Source organism: Burkholderia sp. LMG 13014 (assembly GCF_905232215.1).
Classification (GTDB): domain Bacteria; phylum Pseudomonadota; class Gammaproteobacteria; order Burkholderiales; family Burkholderiaceae; genus Burkholderia.
This window is the reverse complement of the sequence record NZ_CAJNKE010000963.1, coordinates 1-1,470: the sequence shown is the minus strand read 5'-3', so window position 1 is coordinate 1,470 and position 1,470 is coordinate 1. Positions and strand designations below refer to the sequence as shown.

Here is a 1,470-nt window from a genome sequence, read left to right as displayed (position 1 = left end):
ATTCGCCGGCGGCCGTCGGCCATAACCGGCAGATCGTCATGCGCGCGCCGCTCGCGACTGAAGGCGACCGCGTCGCGGTGCTCGCACTCGACGCCGCGCTCAAGCAGATCGTCTGACAAGTCCCGCGCACGGCGTGCGGGCGACAAGGAGGCGTGATGATCGTCCGTTGGTTGCTGGCTGCCGTTCACCTGAGTGCGTTCGGCGTCGCATTCGCCGCGATCGCGGGGCGCAACCGCGCGCTGCGTCGGCTCATCGCGTCGGTGCAGGCGGCCGACTTGCCTGGCGTCTTCAAGGCGGATGCTGCGTGGGGGCTGTCGGCGCTGGTGCTGATCGTGACGGGCCTGATGCGCGCGTTCGGCGGTTTCGAGAAAGGCACCGCGTACTACCTGCACGAACCGCTCTTTCATCTGAAGATGACCGCGCTCGTGCTGATCCTGCTGCTCGAGGTCGTGCCGATGCTCGGGTTGATCCGGTGGCGCGTCGCCGCGCGGCAGCAGCAGATGCCCGATCTCGGCCGTGCGCGCACCTATGTGCGGATCGGCCATTGGCAGGCGGTGCTCGTGATCGTCATCGTGTTCGCCGCGTCGGGGATGGCGCGGGGGATTGGGGTGGCCGGCTAGGCATGGCCGGGTAGTTGAGGCCGGCTAGGCCTGGTCGGGTAGGCGCGGCCTGACAGATACGGCCTGGGCGAGGCCGGCCAAGCCCGCCATCGCTACCGCCACCCTCATACGGATCCCGTTCGACGCGCGCAGCGTCTTCCTCCTGGCATCCCTCAGACCGGCAGCAGGCCGCATCGCTTCTCTCGATTCCGGCTCGACCGGGCGATCCTGCCGCCCGGTCCGTCGCACGCTCAGCGCACGAGGCAGGGGCGCTTGTTGTTGAAGGTCCACCCCGGAATCAGGTACTGCATCGCTGCCGCGTCGTCGCGGGCACCGAGTCCGTGCTGCTGGTACAGCTCGTGCGCGACCGCAACGGCATCCATGTCGATCTCGATGCCGAGCCCCGGCCGCTTCGGCACCTCCACCAGCCCGTTCTCGATCTTCAGCGGTTCGCGCGTCAGCCGCTCGCCGTCCTGCCAGATCCAGTGCGTGTCGATCGCGGTGACCTGGCCCGGCGCGGCGGCCGCGACATGCGTGAACATCGCGAGCGACACGTCGAAGTGATTGTTCGAGTGCGAGCCCCACGTGAGGCCCCAGTCGCGACACATCTGCGCGACGCGCACCGAACCCTGCATCGTCCAGAAGTGCGGATCGGCGAGCGGGATGTCGACCGCCTGCAACTGCACCGCGTGACCCATTTGCCGCCAGTCGGTCGCAATCATGTTGGTGGCCGTCGGCAGCCCGGTCGCGCGGCGGAATTCGGCCATCACCTCGCGGCCCGAATAGCCGTTCTCCGCGCCGCACGGATCTTCCGCGTACGCGAGCACGTGATGCTGGTCGCGGCACAGCCGCACCGCCTCGTCGAGCGACC

Annotated in this window: 2 protein-coding genes; one reads left to right on the top strand and one right to left on the bottom strand. The window is 68.7% G+C overall.

All coding sequences use genetic code 11. From position 1 onward, the window contains the following. Positions 1 to 155: 155 nt before the first annotated feature. A complete protein-coding gene (locus JYJ84_RS36560; protein ID WP_175221268.1) occupies positions 156 to 620 on the top strand; it encodes a DUF2214 family protein in 465 nt (154 codons plus the stop codon). A 230-nt stretch (positions 621 to 850) separates the two neighbouring features. Here JYJ84_RS36560 and JYJ84_RS36555 read toward each other — a convergent pair. After that, positions 851 to 1,470 (bottom strand): enolase C-terminal domain-like protein (locus JYJ84_RS36555; protein ID WP_275890774.1); only part of this gene is annotated, 620 nt, incomplete at its 5' end.

Excerpts from the sequence above, each read along its gene's own strand:
- JYJ84_RS36560 (WP_175221268.1), top strand. The coding sequence starts at position 156 with ATGATCGTCCGTTGGTTGCTGGCTGCCGTTCACCTGAGTGCGTTCGGC.